Genomic DNA, 16,837 nt, shown 5'->3' with positions numbered 1-16,837 from the left:
GACGCGCCGCTCGGCGTGAGCCGAACGGGGGCGTCGGCCTAGACGGGCGTTACGGACACGGAGACCTCCAACGCCTCGAACATGTCGGGGTCGCCGATGAAACTGCCCGACACCGGCATCGTCTGGCGGATGTGTCGGGCCGCGGCGACCGGGATCAGGTTGAAGCCGCCGACGCTGCGATTGGTCGGATCGAAGACGATCCAGCCGGCCCCTGGGAGATAGACTTCCGCCCACGCGTGGGTCGAGCCGGCGCCGGCGGATCCGATCGCGTCGCTGTCCCGGTCGTACAGATAGCCTGAGGCGATGCGCGCCCCGAAGCCGAGACTGCGCACCGCATCGACGAACAGGACCGCGAAATCGCGACAGGAGCCTCGGCCGCGCGACAGCGTTTCGACGGGCGTCTGGGCCGCGTCGTCCTCGCGCACCTCATAGGCGATCTGCGCGGCGACGCCGTTGCTGAGATCCTTGAGCAGCGAGAGCGTGTCCGTCCCTGGCCCGGCCACGAAGCTCTGGGCCCAGGCGTGGAGCGCCCCGGTCGGGTCGAGATACGCCTGCAGGCGCAACGCGCCGAGGTCGGTCGCCTCATCTTCGCTCAACAGGAAAGGATAGGCGGCGGCAGAGGCCGCGATGTCGAACACCGGCCATTCTTCGGCGTCCAGCGTCAACTCGGCGCGGCTGTCGATCGCCAGCGTGCGGGATTGGCCGGAGAAGAGAGCGGTCGCGACGGCGTTGCCGGCCACGTCGTGCGCCCAGGTCACCTGCGCGGGCGGGTCCGTCTCCAGCTCGTAGGCGTGGAGCCGCAGGGTGCGGCTCTCCCGCGGACGCAGGATGAGCCGGTGCGGGCCGAAGGCGGTCGGCGCGGCGTAGCGGTAGGTGGTCCGGTGACGGACCGTCAGTCTGGTCAAGAGGGCGTCTGGCCTCGTTCGGTCGTCTCGCCCGTCAGGCGCGTGTCGCCTGGCGAGCTTGCGCCGCCTGTCGCATATGGGGACGCTGGCGGGCGGGCGCGAGAGCAAGGCCGCCAGATATAAATCCTGATATAAATACGGCCGCCCGGCCTCGTTCACCGGTCGCCCGCAACGCGTCGACGCCTCCTAGGCTCCTCGGCTCCGGCCGGGATCATGCGCCGGCTTGCGGCGCGAGGACGGGGGCCGGCGTCCGCGCGGCGTCGGATCCGCGCCGCGTCGCCGCGAAGAGGCGGCCTTGCGCCGATCTCGCCAAAGCCTGGTCTTGTCCTGTAGCGTGCGTCAGGGACGCACGATGCGGCCCGGCCGCGACGGAGACGACGCAGAAGGAGCGCGATCATGCAGGAAAGCGTGCGAACGCTGAACGGCGACTTCGGCGTGCTGATCGAGGACGTGGCGCCGGCGCGGCTCACGGACCCCGCCTTTCAGGCCGAGGCGTCGGCCTTGTGGGCCGAGCACGGTGTGCTTGCGGTTCGGGGCGAGGCGCTGGCCGACCTCTCGCCGGACGAAATGATGGACTGGGGCGACGTCTTCGGGACCGTCGATCGCACGGTCGCTTCGGCCCGCGACGCCCTCTCGGTCCCGGGCACGCCGATCCTTCGCATCGGCAATGCGCGCGACGAGACGGGCGCCTTCATCGCCCAGTATGTCGACGCGCCGCTGGTCGAGGACGACGCCGACATCCGCTACGACCCGATCACGCAGCGCCCGGTCTGGCACACCGATTCGGTGTTCAATCCGAACCCGCCGATCGGCTCGCTCCTGCATTGCAAGGCCGCGCCCGAACGGGGCGGGCAAACGCTTTTCGCGGATACGCGGCGCGCCTATGCGGCGCTGAACGCGGCGACGCAGGACGCGCTATCACGGCTTGAGGCGGTCTGCTCGCTCGCCCACCACGACCGAAAAATCAACCGCTACACGCCGACCTATCCCGTGCTGAGCGAGGCGCAGCGCGCCGCGAATCCGCCAAACCGCGTTCCCGTCGTCCTGACCCATCCGGTGAGCGGCGAGCCCGCGATATACGGGCTGAACAGCTCGACCTGCGCGCTGCTGCCGAAGGGGACGCCGGTCGCCCCCGCCCAACAGGATTATTGGGACCTGGAAGGGATCGAGGATGAAAGCGTTTCGATCCTGCGCGACTTGCTGCCGTTTCTGACCGGACCGGCCTTCACGATCAAATGGGACTGGCGGCCGGGCGACCTCGTGGTTTGGGACAACCGCTGCACCATGCACGCCGGAACAGGTTTCGACCCGGTCCGCCATTTCCGCGACATGTGGCGCGTCATCCTGCTCGCCCCGGAGGACGCGACGGGCGGGCGGGCGCCGACCTAGGGCGGACGCGACGCGAGCGGCTCACGCAGGCTGCGGATTGCGTTTCATGATCCAAAGGTTGAGCGCCAGCGCGACGGCGCCCCAGGCGAGGTAGGGGACCATCATCAGCGCCGCGATCCGGTCGTGCGCCAGGAAGGCGGCCGTGGTCGCCGCCACCGCCAGCCAGAGAATGACGATGATCGCCGCCCCCGCGGCGATGCGGCGGAGCCCGAAGAAGACCGCGGACCAAAGCGTGCTGACGGTGATCTGAAGCGACCAGAGGCCGAGCGCCAGATCGTTGTCCGGCAAGCTCGCCACTCGCGCCGCCGCCCAGGACATCAGCAGGTAAAGCGCGGCCCAGACGATCGGAAACACCCAGTCCGGCGGCGTCCAGCTCGGTTTGTCGAGCGTGCGATACCACTCCCCCGGCTTGAAGAACAAACCCGCCGCCGCCGGGACGGCGCAAATCGCCAAGAACAGAACGAACATGAGCATGGGGGCGCTCTACCCTCGGTGTCTTGATCCGGCGCGCCGGGCGTCTCGCCCAGTGTAGAAGGAACGCGGGCCGGCCGCACCTTAAAGCCGAACACGCTCCCCAGCGATGCGCAATCACGCCGGCGCTCCTGACAAGAAAAGCCCCGCGATCCATTGGATCGCGGGGCTTTTCTGTGGTCGGAGCGGCTGGATTTGAACCAACGACCCCTGCCTCCCGAAGACAGTGCTCTACCAGGCTGAGCTACGCTCCGTTCCGACCGGCCGACGGGGCTTTCGCCTCGCCGCGGCGGATCGGCTTATAGCTGTTCGGCTGGAGCGGCGCAAGCCTATCGGGCGGCGCTTTTCTCGCCCGCGGCGCGTCCGCCCCCGGCGGCGATTGCGCCCGCGCTTTCAAGGCCATAGGCTTGATCGCCGGCAACGGCGGCGGCGGTGGCGGAGCCAGCGGCGGAGCGGGTCGCTTTCGATCCGACTCCCGCCCCCTCAGGGAGAGCGTCGGGATGGACGAGAGCGACGAGGCGGCGGCGACGGACGCGGCGCAAAGCTCCCAAGAGGGCGGCGATCAGACTGTCGAGCGGCCGGTCGGATCGGACGTCGGGACGCTTGGCGTCGAGGGACCGGACGACGATGCGCAGTCCGTCCTCGATTTTTGGTTCGGGGAACTGACGCCCAGGCAATGGTTCGCCAAAGACGACCGCGTCGACGCCGCGATCGCCGAGCGTTTCGCCACCTTGACCGCGCGAGTCGCGACCGGCGCCATGCCGCACTGGGCGGGAAGCCCGGGCGGGCTGCTGGCCGCCGTCATCGTGCTGGACCAGTTCCCCCGCAATCTCTATCGCGACGATCCGCGAGCCTACGCGACCGACGATCAGGCGCGCGCGCTGGCCGACGAGGCGATCGAGCGCGGGCTCGACCGCGGCATGAGCGCGCGCGCCCGCCAATTCCTCTACATGCCCTTCATGCATTCGGAGGCGCCGGAGGATCAGGCGCGCTGCGTCGATCTGTTCGCGACCTTGGAGGACCCCGACGCCCTTTGGTTCGCCGAGCGCCACAAGGAGATCGTCGATCGCTTCGGCCGCTTTCCCCACCGCAACAAGGTCCTCGGCCGCGAGACGACCGCGGAAGAGGCCGCCTTCCTCAAGGAGCCGAACAGCGCGTTCTGAGGAGCCGCGCCCCCGCCGGTCGGTGCGGTTATCACTGAGGCTCGAATGGGTTATACTGCCCCGGCAAGAAGACGGGCGGGGCCGCCTACCATGTCTCCGTCCGCCCTGGGAGGGAACAAGGAGGCGAAAGCAGCCATGAGCGTAGCGTCAATCTTGGCGTCCAAGGAAAACGGCGACGTCCTGACCGTGACCGCCGATTTGCCGATCTCGAAAGCGGTGGCCGTTCTGGCCGAGAAGAAGGTCGGCGCGCTGGTCGTCGTCGACGGCGAGAGCGTGTGCGGCATCCTCTCCGAGCGCGACGTGGTCCGCGGCCTGGGGGCCGCCGGCCCCGCGGTGATGACCCAGACTGTGGCCAGCCTGATGACGGCGGAGGTCTCGACCGTCACCCGCTCGGAGACCATCGACAGCGTCATGCGCAAGATGACCGAGGGCCGCTTCCGCCACATGCCGGTCGTCGAGGGCGGCAAGCTGGTCGGCGTGATCTCGATCGGCGACGTCGTGAAGCATCGCATCGCCGCTCTGCAGCACGAGGCCGAGGCGCTGCGCGATTACGTGATGAGTTGAGGGAAGCGCGGCGACGCGCTCAATAGGCCCGATCGATCACGAAGTCGACGGCCTCCAGCATCGCGCTTTTCACCTCGCCGTCGGGGAAGATGCCGAGTGAATCGCGGGCGATCGCGCCGTAGTGCCGCGCCCGCTCCAGCGTGTCGGTCAGCGTCGTGTGGCGCGCCATGATCTCCATCGCGCGCTCCAGGTCGCCGCCCTCCTGCTCGGAGCGTTCGACGGTGCGGCGCCAGAACTCCCGCTCCTCCTCCGTGCCGCGCCGCCAGGCGAGGACGACGGGCAGGGTCACCTTGCCCTCGCGGAAATCGTCGCCGATCGTCTTGCCCAGCGCCGCCTGGTCGGCCGAGTAGTCCAGCACGTCGTCCACCAGCTGGAAGGCGACGCCCAGATTCATGCCGTAGGAGTGGAGCGCCTCCTCCTCCTTGTGCGGGCGGTCGGCGACGACGGCGCCGATCTGGCTGGCCGCGGCGAACAGCGCGGCCGTCTTGGAGCGGATCACGCGCAGATAATCCTCCTCCGAGGTGTCGGGGGCGTTCGCCGTCATCAACTGCAGCACCTCGCCCTCGGCGATCACGGCCGAGGCGTCGGAGAGGATCTTCAAGACCTTTAACTGCCCGTCGGCCGTCATCAGCTGAAAGGCGCGGCTGAACAGGAAGTCGCCGACCAGCACGCTCGCCTGATTGCCCCACAGAGCGTTGGCGCTTTCCTGCCCGCGGCGCAGGTCGCTTTCGTCCACCACGTCGTCATGCAGCAGCGTGGCCGTGTGAATGAACTCCACGCAGGCGGCCAGGCCGACGTGCCGGCTGCCGGTGTAGCCGCACAGCTGGGCGGCCGCGCAGACCATCATCGGGCGCAGGCGCTTGCCGCCGGCGGCGATCAGATGGCCGGCCAATTGCGGGATCAGCGCCACCGGGCTTTGCATATGGTCGAGGATGTGCTGGTTCACCCGCGCCATGTCGGCGTCGACCAGCCGCGCGAGATTGTCGAAGGAGGGCTTGCGGGCGTCCGCCGCCTCCGGCTTGGCGTTCTTGTCGCCGTGCAGCTTCACCACCTTCGCCACCGGTCCCTCTCCAACTCATATCCCGAGGCGGGATGCGCGCGCCGATTGACGCGCGCCGCCCCACGCGCGAACCATAGTCCGCGGCGGGGGAGGGTCAAGCTCAACAGGCGGCGGAAGACGGGCGGAGGAGCAATGCGCGAACTGGTGCGAAGCAACGATCCGGTGCGGCTGAGCTTCCTCACCGCATTGTTGGCCGAAAGCGGCATCGAGGCGGTGATGATGGACCTCCACGCCAGCGTCGCCGAGGGGTCGATCGGCGCGCTGGAGCGTCGCCTCATGGTGCTGGAGGAGGACTATGAGCGCGCGCGCCGGCTGCTGATGGAGGCGGAGGAGCATTGGTGAGAGAGCCTCTTCGCGATTTCACCGACGACGCCTTCCTCGACGGCCGGGTTCGCGTTCGCCAGCCGAAACAGGGCTATCGCGCCGCCATGGATCCGGTGCTGCTGGCCGCCGCCGTCCCGTCCGTCAATGACCGCGGCGCGCGCGCCGGCGGACCGGTGCTGGATCTCGGCTGCGGGGCCGGCGTCGCCCTGCTGTGCTACGGCGCGCGCGTCGCCCACGCCGAGCTTTGGGGGATGGAGCGCGACCCGGAGACGGCGCACCTCGCCCGCGCCAATCTGGACCGGAACGCCATGGCCGGCCGCGGACGCATCCTGACCGGGGATCTGCTGGCCCCGCCGGACGATCTGCCGCAGGGCGTGTTCGCCGAGGTGATGGCCAATCCGCCCTATCATCGGGCCGAGGCTTCGGCGGCCTCGCCGCACCCGCAGCGCGCCGCGTCCAACAGGGAGGGAGAGGCGCTGTTGGCCGATTGGATCGAGGCGGGGTTGCGGGCGCTTGCGCCGAAGGGCGGGCTGACGCTGATCCACCGCGCCGATCGGATTTCTGAGATTTGCGCCCTGCTGCGCGGGCGGGCCGGCGCGATCACGATTTTTCCGCTGTGGCCCCGCGCGGGGCGCGCGGCCAAGCGCGTGATCGTGCGCGCGCGCAAGGGCGTGAAAAGCCCCGACCTGTTGGCCGCCGGCCTTATGCTGCACGCCGGCGATCCCGAAAAAGAAGAGGGACAACGCTACACCCGCGAGGCGGAGGCGGTGCTCCGCGACGGGGCGGCGTTGTCCCTCTAACGCCGATCCGGGGGCCCGCGGCCCGCCCGTGATCCGTCCGCCTGAGTTTCGGGGGCTGCGGACGGATCGGGGCTTTGGGGCGGGACGGGCGTGCGGACCCGCCGGGCCGGTCCTCAGGCGGCCGCGGCGCCGTCCTGGGTCAGGCGACGCCGAGCCCGCTCGGTGTAGGCGACGGTCAGCCGGCGATAGGCCGCCGCCGCGGCGCCGGACAGCGCCTCCACCGCCTCCTGCCGGCGCCGGCGGGCGCGAGCCTTGCGGTCGGCGCGCTCCAGCTCGAGCCGCTCGCGCAGGCTCTGGGCGCCGAAGGGGTTGGTGCGCGCGTCCAGCGCGCCGTCGCCGAGGCGGGTCAGGCTCAGGGTCACGTCGTTCCAGGGGTTCATGGCAAATCTCCTTACGGTTTCTTGTCTTTGGCGTCGCCGATGTGCGCCGCCTTCTGGGATCATATGTAGGGAAAAGATTGACTTCGGGCGACTCAGCAATTCTTGCAAATATGTAAGATCAAGTTACATTTCTTGTCATGCGCCGCGCCATTCCCAACCTCACCCAACTGCGCGCCTTCGAGGCGGCCGCCCGCAATCTGTCGGTCAGCAAGGCCGCCGCCGATTTGAACGTCACGCACGCCGCCGTCAGCCAGCAGCTGCGCGCATTGGAGGGGTGGCTCGGCTTTGCGGTGATCCGGCGGGCGGGCCGGTCGATCGTCCTGACGGAAGCCGGGCAGCGCTACTACGCCGCCGTGCGCGACGCCTTCGACCGGGTGGAGGAGGAGACGATCCGCCTGCGCCGCGCGGACGAGGATCGCCCGCTGCACGTCGCCACCACCTCCGCCTTCGCCTCGCGCTGGCTGGTGCCGCGCCTGCCGCGCTTCGAACAGACCGCCCCCCACATACAGCTGCGCATCAACCCGACGCGGGAACTGGTGGATTTCGAGCGCGAGGACGTCGATCTCGGCATCCGGCACGGGGAGGGGAACTGGCCCGGCCTGGTCGCCGAGGCGCTGATCGGCGGGCGCCTCGTGCCGGTGTGCAGCCCGGATTACCTGGCCCAAGCGCCCAAGCTGGAGACGCCGCAAGACCTCGCGCATCATCGCCTTCTGCACGACAGCGAGTATGCGGAGTGGGAGCTCTGGTTGGCCGGCGCCGGCGCGCCGGAGGTGAATGCGCGCCGCGGCGTCATCTTCTCGCTGACGACGCTCAGCTATCAGGCGGCGATCGGCGGGCAGGGGGTGATGCTGGGGGTCGAGACCCAGGTGCGCGACGACATTGCGGCCGGGCGCCTCGTCATCCCCTTCACCCCGCCGCCGGATCGCCGGCACACCGCCTACTACATCGTCCGGCGCGAGAAGTCGCCGCTGCGCCCGGCCGCCGAGACCTTCCGCCAGTGGTTGATTGCGGAGGCCGAGGCGGATGCGCAAGGGTAGGGGGACGAGGGGGAGCCCCCGCGACGGCGGGGACCTTTCCCGGCGCGCCAGCGCAGAAGCGGCCCGCCCCAGGCCCCCGCCTTCGCGGGGGCGCCCTAGGAAGGAGGCCCCCGCCTTCGCGGGGGCGCCCTAGGAAGGAAGCCCCCGCCTTCGCGCGGGCGCCCTGGGACCGTGGGCGCGCGGGCGCGGGAAATAGCGGCGTGTCTGCAGGCGCGCTGACGGCCTCCCGCCTTGACCCGCCGGCCCCCCTCGCCATTTGTGGGGGAGGGGACTTTCACGCACAGAATTGGATAAGACAGCGATGGCGATGTTCGGGATGGGCGGCAAGCCCATGGTGTCGGTGCTGCGCCTCAACGGCGTGATCGCGGCCGGCGGCGGCCTTGGGCGCAAGGGGTTGAGTTTGGACAGCCTCGCCGGGCCGATCCAGAAGGCCTTCACGGCGCGCGGGACGCGGGCGGTGGCGCTCGCGATCAACTCCCCCGGCGGCAGCCCGGTGCAAAGCGCGCTGATCGCCGAACGTATCCGCCAATGGGCCGATCAGAAAAACATCCCCGTCTACGCCTTCTGCGAGGATGCGGCGGCCTCCGGCGGCTATTGGCTCGCCTGCGCGGCCGATCATCTCTACGCGATGCCGGGCACGATCGTCGGCTCAATCGGCGTGGTCTCGGCCTCCTTCGGCTTTCAGGATGCGATCGAGAAGATCGGCGTCGAGCGGCGCGTCCACACCGCGGGCGACAAGAAGGCGATGCTCGACCCCTTCCGGCCCGAGAAGCCGGAGGAGGTGGAGCGTCTGAAGGCCATCCAGCGTGATCTGCACGAGCAGTTCATTCAATACGTCAAGGACCGCCGCCTGACCCGCCTGGACGAGGCGGAGATGGATCAGCTCTTCACCGGGGAGTTCTGGACCGGCCGCCGGGGGCTGGAGCTCGGCCTCGTCGACGGGCTGGGCGACATGCGCTCGACGCTGCGCCAGATCTACGGCGAGAAGGTGCGCTTCCGCCTGATGAACCCGCCCAAGTCCCGCCTGCAACGCCTCTTCGGCGGCGACGGGGCGGCCGCCCCGGGCCTGCCGGGCGTAGACGGCTGGGGCGCGGAACTGGCCGACGGCCTGCTCACCGCAGCGGAGGAGCGGGCGCTTTGGACGCGCCTTGGGCTGTAGGTCGCTTGACCCGGCCGGCCGCGCCCCGCTAAATCCGCCCCATGCTCGGATTCTCCTTCACCAAACTCGTCATCCTCGTCGCCGTGATCGCGGCGGTCTGGTACGGCTTCAAATATATCGGCCGGCTGGAGCGGATGAACAAAGGCGAGCGCCGCACCGGCGAGCGCAGCTTCTCCGAACGGCTGCGCAAGGCGACCAAGGCCAAGTCCGGCGAGGCGGGCGAGCCCGGCCGGATCGAAGAGACCGAGCAGTGCCCCACCTGCAAGGCCTACGTCCCCGTTGAGGGCGTGGAGAATTGCGGGCGGCCGGGCTGTCCTTATTGAGCGGGTGAAAAAGGCGAGGCGTCCCCGCGAAAGCGGGGACCTCCTCCAGCGCGCGAGGGCGGTCGAGCGCGGATCGTAAAGGCCCCCGCTTTCGCGGGGGCGCCGGATCGCCCGGCGGGGCGAGCGAAGCGCTGTTCGCGCGGTTGATTCCCCTAAGGCCCGTCGCTATGTTGCGCCGCACCTTGGCCCGAGCCGACAGCGGCGGATTTCCGCCGCCAGAACAGGACGACGCCTTCTCATGGCCGACCCGACCCCATCGCCCGCCGAGCCGGCGGCGCAAGAGAGCGTGATTGCGCGTCTCGGGATCGCGCCCGAGGCGACTTTCCAGAACATCATCCTGACGCTGCACCGCTATTGGTCGGAGCGCGGTTGCGTGATCCTGCAGCCCTACGACATGGAGGTCGGCGCCGGCACCTTCCATTGGGCGACGACGCTGCGCTCGCTCGGCTCGAAGCCCTGGATGGCGGCCTACGTCCAGCCCTCGCGCCGCCCGACCGACGGGCGCTACGGCGAGAACCCGAACCGGCTGCAGCACTATTACCAATATCAGGTGCTGATGAAGCCCTCGCCGGCGGACAGCCAGGCGCTCTATCTCGGCTCGCTCGAGGCGATCGGCATCGATCCCAAGCGCCACGACATCCGCTTCGTGGAGGATGATTGGGAGAGCCCGACGCTCGGCGCCTGGGGCCTCGGCTGGGAGGTCTGGTGCGACGGGATGGAGGTGAGCCAGTTCACCTATTTCCAGCAGGTGGGCGGCTTCGACTGCAATCCGGTCTCGACCGAGTTGACCTACGGGCTCGAGCGTCTCGCCATGTACGTCCAGGGGGTCGAGAACGTCTACGACCTCGCCTTCAACGAGACCATGACCTACGGCGAGGTCTACCATCAGGCCGAGGTCGAATATTCCCGTCACAATTTCGAACTGGCCGACACCGACATGGTGCTGCGCCATTTCGAGGATGCGGAGGCGGAGTGCGCGCGCCTGATCGCGGGCGGCGTCGCGCTGCCGGCCTATGACCAGTGCCTGAAGGCGAGCCATCTGTTCAATCTGCTGGACGCCCGCGGCGTGATCTCGGTGACCGAGCGCCAGGCCTATATCGGCCGCGTCCGCGCGCTGGCGAAGGCTTGCGCGGAAGCCTGGCTGAAGAGCCAGGGGGAGCTTTAGCCGATGGCTGAACTCCTGCTCGAACTGTTCTCGGAAGAAATCCCCGCGCGTATGCAGCGGCAGGCGGCGGAGGATCTGAAGCGCCTCGTCCTGCAGGGGCTGAAGGACGCGGCCCTGGAGCACGGGCCGGCGCGCTGCTACTGGACGCCGCGCCGGCTCGCGCTGGTGGTCGAGGGTCTGCCGACCGAGCAGCCCGACAGCCGGGAGGAGCGCAAAGGCCCCAAGGTCGGCGCGCCCGACAAGGCGGTCGAAGGCTTCCTGAAGAGCTGCGGCCTTTCGAGCCTAGAGCAGTGCGAACAGCGCGACACGCCCAAGGGGCCGGTCTGGTTCGCGGTGATCGAGAAGCGGGGCGGGAAAAGCGCCGACGTGCTGCCCGGCCTGATCGTCGACGCGATCCGCCAGCTACCCTGGCCGAAGAGCATGCGCTTCGCCGACCAGACATTCCGCTGGGTGCGGCCGTTGCACAGCATTCTAGGGGTCTTTGCTGGAGGCGTGCTGAGCGGTGAACTCGATTTGGGCGTGAAGAAGCCGTACCAAATCCCCCCCCTTCGGGATGAGCAAGGTCGTGCGATTCCCAACACTGGTGCCGTCGACCTTCCGGACAAGCTTGAATTCACTAACGTTACCGCGGGCCACCGCTTCTTGGCCCCGGAGCCCTTCGCCGTCACCGGCTTTGACGATTACGCCGCCCGCCTGCGCGCGGCCGAGGTGATCCTGGACCCGGAGGAGCGGCGCGAGGCGATCGACGCCGATCTGCGCGCCGCCGCCGACCGCGAGGGGCTTACGGTCAAGGACGACCCGGCGCTGCTGGACGAGGTCGCCAATCTGGTGGAGCGGCCGGTCGTGCTGGTGGGCCGGATCGACGATCAGTTCATGGACGTGCCGGACGAGGCGCTGACCGCCTCCATGCGCGGCCATCAGAAATACTTTTCCCTGGTGCGCCCGGACGGGACGCTGGCGCCGCGTTTCGCGGCCGTCGCCAACATGCTGGCCGACGACGGCGGCGAGGCGATCCGCGGCGGCAACGAGCGTGTGCTGCGCGCGCGTCTGGCCGACGCGAAATTCTTCTGGGACCAGGACCGGGCGGTGAAGCTGGAGGACCGGCTGCCGAGCCTGGGGAAGGTGATCTTCCACGCCAAGCTGGGGACAGTCGCCGAGCGGGTGGAGCGGATCGCGAGCCTGGCCGAGGTGATCGCAGGCCGGGTCAAGGGCTGCCCCGCCAACGAGGCGCGCCGCGCCGCGCGTCTGTGCAAGGCCGATCTCGTCTCCGAGATGGTGGGCGAGTTCCCCGAACTGCAGGGGATCATGGGCCGTTATTACGCGCTGGAGCAGAACGAGCCCGAGAGCGTCGCCCAAGCGATCGCCGAGCATTACTCGCCCGCCGGGCCGAACGACGCCTGCCCGAGCGCGCCGGTCTCCGTCGCGCTGGCGCTGGCGGAGAAGATCGACACGCTGGTGGGATTCTGGCTGATCGACGAGAAGCCGACCGGCTCCAAGGACCCTTTTGCTCTTCGCCGCGCGGCCTTGGGCGTCATCCGGCTGGTGCTGGAGAACGGGGTGCGGCTGCCGCTGTCCAAGCTGATCGGGGAAGCGGCGGGCCTCTACGCCGAGCAGCCGCATGTCAGTTTCGACGTGCGCGATCTTCCGGGCCTCGCCGGCGATCTGCTGGGCTTTTTCGCAGACCGGATGAAGGCGCATTACCGCCAACAGGGGCTGCGGCACGACGTGGTCTCGGCCGTCTTCGCGCTGGAGGGGGAGGACGATCTGCTGCGCCTCGCGCGCCGGGTCGACGCGCTGACCGCTTTCGTGGAGAGCGAGGACGGGGCCAATCTGCTGACCGCCTATCGCCGCGCCGCCAACATCCTGAAGGCGGAGGAGAAAAAGGACGAGCGCTCCTATGCCGGCGCGGCGATCGACGCGGGCGCGCTGCAGTTGGGCGCGGAGAAAGCGGTCGCCGACGGGCTGGCCGACGCCGAGGCGGCGGTCGAAGCGGCCTTGGCCGAGGAGCGTTTCGACGGCGCGATGACGGCGCTAGCTAATCTCCGCGCGCCGGTCGACGCCTTCTTCGACGACGTGACGGTCAATGCGGAGGATCCCGCCCTGCGCGCCAATCGTCTGGCGCTGCTGGCGAAGATCCGCGGCGTGATGGGCAAAGTCGCCGATTTCTCGGCGATCGAAGGTTAAAAGATAGGTTGGGTTGGTCGAGGGCGGACGGCGACAGGCCGACGCCGATGGGCGCGAGCGAGCGAGGATAGGGCCGAGCGATGACGAAATGGGTCTACAGCTTCGGGGACGGGGCGGCCGAGGGCCGCGCCGACATGCGCAATCTGCTGGGCGGCAAGGGCGCCAATCTGGCGGAGATGTCGAATATCGGCCTGCCGGTGCCGCCGGGCTTCACCATCACGACCGAGGTCTGCACCTACTACTACGCCAACGGCGAGACCTATCCCGAGAGCCTCAAGGCCGAGGTCGAGACGGCGCTGGAGAGGATCGAGGCGACGGTCGACGCCAAGTTCGGCGATCCCTCGAACCCGCTTCTGGTCTCCGTCCGCTCGGGCGCGCGGGTCTCGATGCCGGGGATGATGGACACGGTCCTCAATCTCGGCCTGAACGACGCGACCACGGCCGGCCTGGCCGAGCATTCCGGCGACGAGCGCTTCGCCTATGACAGCTATCGACGCTTCATCCAGATGTATTCCGACGTCGTGCTCGGGGTCGAGCATCACCAGTTCGAAGACGCGTTGGAGATCGTCAAGGAGGACAAAGGCGCGATCCTCGACACCGAACTCGACGCGGGCGACCTGAAGCGCCTGATCGACGGCTACAAGAAGATCGTCCAGGACGAACTGGGCCGGCCGTTCCCCGAGGATCCGAAGGAGCAGCTGTGGGGCGCGATCGGCGCGGTCTTCGGCTCCTGGCAAACGGCGCGCGCGGTGACGTATCGCCGCCTGCACGACATCCCGGAAGAGTGGGGCACCGCCGTCAACGTCCAGGCGATGGTCTTCGGCAATATGGGCGACGATTGCGCGACCGGCGTCGCCTTCACCCGCGACCCGTCGACCGGCGAGAACATGTTCTACGGCGAGTATCTGGTGAACGCCCAGGGCGAGGACGTGGTCGCCGGCATCCGCACGCCGCAGCATCTGACCGTCGCGGCGCGCGAACGCCAAGGCGGCGACCTGCCGGCGATGGAAGAGGTGATGCCTGAAGTCTTCCGTCAGCTGGATGAGGTGCGCGGCACGCTGGAGGCGCATTACCGCGACATGCAGGACATCGAGTTCACGGTCCAGAAGCAGAAGCTTTGGATGCTGCAGACCCGCAACGGCAAGCGCACCAGCCAGGCCGCCATCAAGATCGCCTGCGACATGGTCGACGAGGGGCTGATCGACCGCGACGCCGCCGTGATGCGGGTGGAGCCGCAGTCGCTCGACCAGATCCTGCACCCGCGCCTTGATCCGAAGGCGGAGCGCAAGGTGATCGCCAAGGGCCTGCCGGCCTCGCCCGGGGCGGCCAGCGGCGTCGTCGTCTTCTCCGCCGATGAGGCGGAAAAACTGGCCCAGGAAGGCCGTCAGGTCATGTTGGTGCGGGTCGAGACCAGCCCGGAGGACATCCACGGCATGCACGCCGCCCAGGGTATTCTGACCACCCGCGGCGGCATGACGAGCCACGCCGCGGTGGTCGCCCGCGGCATGGGGCGGCCCTGCGTCGCGGGGGCCGGCGACATCCGCGTCGACTACAAGGGCGGGACCTTCTCGATCGCCGGGGTGACGGTGAAGGCCGGCGACTGGATCACCATCGACGGCTCCACCGGCGAGGTGATCGAAGGGCGCGTGCCGACCGTCGATCCGGAACTGTCGGGCGACTTCGCCCGCATCATGGAGTGGGCGGACGGCGCCCGGCGCCTGAAGGTGCGCGCCAACGCGGAGACGCCCGAGGACGTGACGACCGCGGCTAAGTTCGGCGCCGAGGGCATCGGGCTGTGCCGGACCGAGCACATGTTCTTCGAGGCCGACCGCATCGTCGCCATGCGCGAGATGATCCTGGCCGGCGACGAGGCCGGTCGACGACACGCGTTGAGCCGCATCCTGCCGATGCAGCGCGAAGACTTCGTGCAGATCTTTACCATCATGCAGGGCCTGCCGGTGACGATCCGCCTGCTGGACCCGCCGCTGCACGAATTCCTGCCCCGCGAGCCGGCGGAGTTCCAGGAAGTCGCCGATGCGACCGGCGTGCCGGTCGAGCGGGTCGAGGCGCGCGCCGCGCAACTGCATGAGACGAACCCCATGCTGGGCCACCGCGGCTGCCGGCTGCTGAACTCCTATCCCGAGATCTGCGAGATGCAGGCCCGCGCCATCTTCGAAGCGGCCGTCGAGGTGGGCAAGAAGACCGGCGCCCCGCCGCTGTGCGAGGTGATGATCCCGCTGGTCGGCGTAAAGAAGGAGCTGGATCTGCTGAAGGCCGTGATCGATGACGTCGCCAAGGCGGTCGAAGGCGAGACGGGCGTCCAGCCGGACTATCACATCGGCACGATGATCGAACTGCCGCGGGCCGCGCTGACCGCCGGGCGCATCGCCGAGTCCGCCGAGTTCTTCTCTTTCGGCACCAACGATCTCACCCAGACCGCCTACGGCATGAGCCGTGACGACGCGTCGGGCTTCCTGACCGCCTATGAGAAACGCGGGATCATCGAGCAGGATCCGTTCCAGACTCTCGACCAGGAAGGCGTGGGCGAATTGATCGAGATCGCGGTCGAGCGCGGGCGCAAGACGCGCGCCGACATCAAGCTCGGCATCTGCGGCGAGCATGGCGGCGATCCGGCCTCCGTCGGCTTCTGCGAGCGCGTCGGGCTCGACTACGTCTCCTGCTCGCCCTTCCGCGTGCCGATCGCGCGGCTGGCCGCGGCCCAGGCCGCGATCCGGACGCGCCGCGCAAAACAGGCGGAGACCGCGGCCTGACGCGGGGGCGCCGTTGGGCGCTCGTTCCGAGGGTGCGCTGCTTTTCAATTCGGTCTAAGATCGTCCCCGAGGGGGCCGCCGGCGTGCGGTAACGGGAGGCGTTTCAACGCGCGTCTGTGACCGTCGTTGCAGGGCGGGGCGCGTCTTGCGTGCGATTTTGGGGAACCATGGCCTTTTTTGAACAGCGCTCCAAAAACACTTACGCACGGGACGCGAAGATCCTGTTCGGGGAGCCGGAGGGCTCGTTGCGGCAGGCGCTGCGTCTCGCCCTGAATCGGGAAGGGTTCGAGAGCATCTCGGACTATGACCGCACCAAGTCCCTGCGCGAAGCGCTGATCAAGGATCAGCCGGATCTGGTCATTCTGGACTCCGAAATGGACAAGGGCGCCGCCGACGCCATGATCGGCGAAATCCGTCACGGAAAGTTGGGCGACAATCCCTTCGTACCGGTCATCGTCACGATCTGGGAGCCGACCCAGGAGGTGGTGCGTCGCGTCGCCTCTAGCGGCGCCGACGACATCATGGTGAAGCCGGTCAGTCCGGCGCAGATCCTTGAGCGCATCAAAGTGCTGGTCCAGGCGCGCAAACCCTTCGTCGTGACGAGCGACTATATCGGCCCCGACCGCCGCAAGGACGACAGCCGGAAGAGCGAGATCCCGCAGATTGAGGTGCCGAACACCCTGCGCGCCAAGATCCGCGGCGAGAAGATCGACCGAACCGAGCTGAATCGGTCCATCGAGGAAGCGCAAAATTCGATCAACGATCAGAAGCTCAAGCGCAACGCTTTCCACATCGCGTTTCTGGTGGAGGTGGTCCTGCCCGAGTTCAAGAAGCGGGAGGTGTCGGCCAATCTGCTGACCGGGCTCGACAAGCTGCTCGAGACGGCGCGCGACACGGCCACGCGGGTGAAAGGCACCAAATGGGCGCACGTCTCCGATCTCTGCAGTTCGCTGATCCGCGTCACCGCCTCGTTGCGGGAAACGGTCGAACAGCCCGAGAAGAAGGAGATCGACCTGCTCAAGCCGCTCTCGGAGGCCATCGTGGCGGCGTTGCACCCGGATGACAGTTCGGTCGACTTCGCCAGCGAGATCACCAACGCGGTGGCGGGCTACAAGAAGCGCGGCGGGACGCTCTGATCCCGC

16 protein-coding genes and 1 tRNA gene are annotated in these 16,837 nt (G+C 68.7%); 12 read left to right on the top strand and 5 right to left on the bottom strand.

Annotated elements, in window-relative coordinates; all coding sequences use genetic code 11:
* Positions 1-38: 38 nt before the first annotated feature.
* Positions 39-905, bottom strand: coding sequence for a transglutaminase family protein (locus RIB45_RS15400; RefSeq protein ID WP_350051312.1), 867 nt, complete (start codon positions 903-905; stop codon positions 39-41).
* A 396-nt stretch (positions 906-1,301) separates the two neighbouring features.
* Between RIB45_RS15400 and RIB45_RS15395 the strand changes: the two genes are divergently transcribed.
* On the top strand, positions 1,302-2,294 hold the full coding sequence (locus RIB45_RS15395; RefSeq protein ID WP_350051311.1) for a TauD/TfdA dioxygenase family protein: 993 nt from the start codon (positions 1,302-1,304) through the stop codon (positions 2,292-2,294).
* Positions 2,295-2,315: 21 nt separating this feature from the next.
* Here the strand turns inward: RIB45_RS15395 and tspO are convergent, their stop codons facing one another.
* Both tspO and RIB45_RS15385 read right to left on the bottom strand, forming a co-directional pair.
* Complete coding sequence (gene tspO, locus RIB45_RS15390) at positions 2,316-2,768, bottom strand: tryptophan-rich sensory protein TspO (RefSeq protein ID WP_350051310.1); 453 nt, start codon at positions 2,766-2,768, stop codon at positions 2,316-2,318.
* Positions 2,769-2,942: 174 nt separating this feature from the next.
* Positions 2,943-3,019, bottom strand: a tRNA-Pro gene (locus tag RIB45_RS15385).
* Between the two features lie 246 nt (positions 3,020-3,265).
* On the opposite strand from RIB45_RS15385, the gene RIB45_RS15380 reads away from it, so the two are divergent.
* Both RIB45_RS15380 and RIB45_RS15375 read left to right on the top strand, forming a co-directional pair.
* On the top strand, positions 3,266-3,928 hold the full coding sequence (locus RIB45_RS15380) for a DUF924 family protein (RefSeq protein WP_350051309.1): 663 nt from the start codon (positions 3,266-3,268) through the stop codon (positions 3,926-3,928).
* 135 nt (positions 3,929-4,063) lie between these two features.
* Positions 4,064-4,492 carry a CBS domain-containing protein gene (locus tag RIB45_RS15375; protein ID WP_350051308.1) on the top strand — a complete coding sequence of 143 codons (429 nt, stop codon included), beginning with the start codon at positions 4,064-4,066 and terminating at the stop codon, positions 4,490-4,492.
* 19 nt (positions 4,493-4,511) lie between these two features.
* Here the strand turns inward: RIB45_RS15375 and RIB45_RS15370 are convergent, their stop codons facing one another.
* The gene (locus tag RIB45_RS15370) at positions 4,512-5,543 is read right to left on the bottom strand and encodes a polyprenyl synthetase family protein (RefSeq protein WP_350051413.1); all 1,032 of its coding nucleotides are present in this window, start codon (positions 5,541-5,543) and stop codon (positions 4,512-4,514) included.
* Between the two features lie 141 nt (positions 5,544-5,684).
* Between RIB45_RS15370 and RIB45_RS15365 the strand changes: the two genes are divergently transcribed.
* On the top strand, positions 5,685-5,894 hold the full coding sequence (locus tag RIB45_RS15365) for a putative signal transducing protein (RefSeq protein ID WP_350051307.1): 210 nt from the start codon (positions 5,685-5,687) through the stop codon (positions 5,892-5,894).
* A complete protein-coding gene (locus RIB45_RS15360) occupies positions 5,891-6,676 on the top strand; it encodes a tRNA1(Val) (adenine(37)-N6)-methyltransferase (RefSeq protein ID WP_350051306.1) in 786 nt (261 codons plus the stop codon). The genes RIB45_RS15365 and RIB45_RS15360 overlap by 4 nt, the downstream gene beginning before the upstream one ends.
* 113 nt (positions 6,677-6,789) lie before the next feature.
* Here RIB45_RS15360 and RIB45_RS15355 read toward each other — a convergent pair whose 3' ends face one another.
* Entirely contained in the window at positions 6,790-7,056 is a 267-nt protein-coding gene (locus RIB45_RS15355) for a hypothetical protein (RefSeq protein WP_350051305.1), read from the bottom strand.
* A gap of 137 nt (positions 7,057-7,193) precedes the next feature.
* Between RIB45_RS15355 and gcvA the strand changes: the two genes are divergently transcribed.
* The 7 genes from gcvA (at position 7,194) to RIB45_RS15320 (ending at position 16,831) form a co-directional block, all read left to right on the top strand.
* Positions 7,194-8,093 carry a transcriptional regulator GcvA gene (gene gcvA, locus RIB45_RS15350; RefSeq protein ID WP_350051304.1) on the top strand — a complete coding sequence of 300 codons (900 nt, stop codon included), beginning with the start codon at positions 7,194-7,196 and terminating at the stop codon, positions 8,091-8,093.
* A 301-nt stretch (positions 8,094-8,394) separates the two neighbouring features.
* Positions 8,395-9,252 (top strand): S49 family peptidase, encoded by an 858-nt coding sequence (locus RIB45_RS15345; RefSeq protein WP_350051303.1) that lies wholly within the window; start codon positions 8,395-8,397, stop codon positions 9,250-9,252.
* Between the two features lie 41 nt (positions 9,253-9,293).
* Positions 9,294-9,575 carry a hypothetical protein gene (locus tag RIB45_RS15340; protein ID WP_350051302.1) on the top strand — a complete coding sequence of 94 codons (282 nt, stop codon included), beginning with the start codon at positions 9,294-9,296 and terminating at the stop codon, positions 9,573-9,575.
* A gap of 238 nt (positions 9,576-9,813) precedes the next feature.
* Entirely contained in the window at positions 9,814-10,740 is a 927-nt protein-coding gene (locus RIB45_RS15335; RefSeq protein ID WP_502882575.1) for a glycine--tRNA ligase subunit alpha, read from the top strand.
* 3 nt (positions 10,741-10,743) lie between these two features.
* Entirely contained in the window at positions 10,744-12,924 is a 2,181-nt protein-coding gene (glyS, locus tag RIB45_RS15330; protein WP_350051301.1) for a glycine--tRNA ligase subunit beta, read from the top strand.
* Between the two features lie 80 nt (positions 12,925-13,004).
* A complete protein-coding gene (ppdK, locus tag RIB45_RS15325; protein WP_350051300.1) occupies positions 13,005-15,695 on the top strand; it encodes a pyruvate, phosphate dikinase in 2,691 nt (896 codons plus the stop codon).
* A gap of 167 nt (positions 15,696-15,862) precedes the next feature.
* Positions 15,863-16,831 (top strand): response regulator transcription factor, encoded by a 969-nt coding sequence (locus tag RIB45_RS15320; protein ID WP_350051298.1) that lies wholly within the window; start codon positions 15,863-15,865, stop codon positions 16,829-16,831.
* The last annotated feature ends 6 nt before the right edge of the window (positions 16,832-16,837 follow it).

This window comes from Marivibrio sp. (assembly GCF_040218065.1).
Classification (GTDB): Bacteria; Pseudomonadota; Alphaproteobacteria; order UBA8366; family Aestuariispiraceae; genus Marivibrio.
Note: the sequence above shows the minus strand (reverse complement) of the source record. Positions and strands in the feature narration are given on the sequence as shown.